The sequence below is a fragment of the Pseudomonas paraversuta genome, assembly GCF_904063065.1.
Taxonomy (GTDB): Bacteria; Pseudomonadota; Gammaproteobacteria; order Pseudomonadales; family Pseudomonadaceae; genus Aquipseudomonas; species Aquipseudomonas paraversuta.
Map to the genome: position 1 here is coordinate 1 of NZ_CAJFCL010000028.1, position 593 is coordinate 593.

The 593-nt window shown below is 62.4% G+C and carries 1 protein-coding gene and 1 pseudogene; one reads left to right on the forward strand and one right to left on the reverse strand.

The features are described from left to right. Window positions 1–374: LysR substrate-binding domain-containing protein (locus JQ845_RS22760; RefSeq protein WP_236010232.1), on the forward strand; the 374-nt coding region annotated here is incomplete at its 5' end. Between the two features lie 3 nt (window positions 375–377). Here the strand turns inward: JQ845_RS22760 and JQ845_RS23100 are convergent. Beyond that, window positions 378–593: pseudogene (locus tag JQ845_RS23100) on the reverse strand (LysR substrate-binding domain-containing protein); the annotation flags it as partial.

Below are 593 nucleotides of genomic sequence, written 5' to 3' on the forward strand. Positions count from 1 at the left end.
CATATCCGCTGCTGTCCATCGACTGGCTACCGAAGTTTGCCTCGCCGCCTTCGTGGCGTGACTGGTTCAAGGCCCAACAGGTGGACTGCGAAAGCATTCGCGATGGCTACCGCGTGTATTCCTTGTCTGCCATGGCAATCCAGGCCGCATTGGCGGGGCAGGGTGTGGTACTGGCGCAATACTCAATGGTGGCTGATGCGTTGTCAGATGGGCGTTTGATCAGGCCGTTTGCCCGGGCCTTGCCCTTGCCGTCGGCGTATTTTTTGGTGGGTGCCAAGGGCGCGTTCGACAAGGCCCACTGCCGCGACTTCCACCGTTGGATTGTGGCGCGCGGGCGTGAGCAAATGGTGATCAATCAGCGGTTGCGGGCGTAGCCGTCACCAGGCTGCGCTTGAGCTCAGGTTTTCGTCGGACAGTTCGCTGTTGGGGCGCCGGCACAGGTAGTACTGGCGGCCGTCATCCACGTGCAGGTCGAACAGCTTTACCAGTTCGCCGCTGGCGACATCGGCGCCACCAACGGCTCGCGCAGCAGCGAGCAACCCAGGCCGGTCAGCGCCAGTTGCCCGTCTTCGAGCAGCAAGCCATTGAGCGCA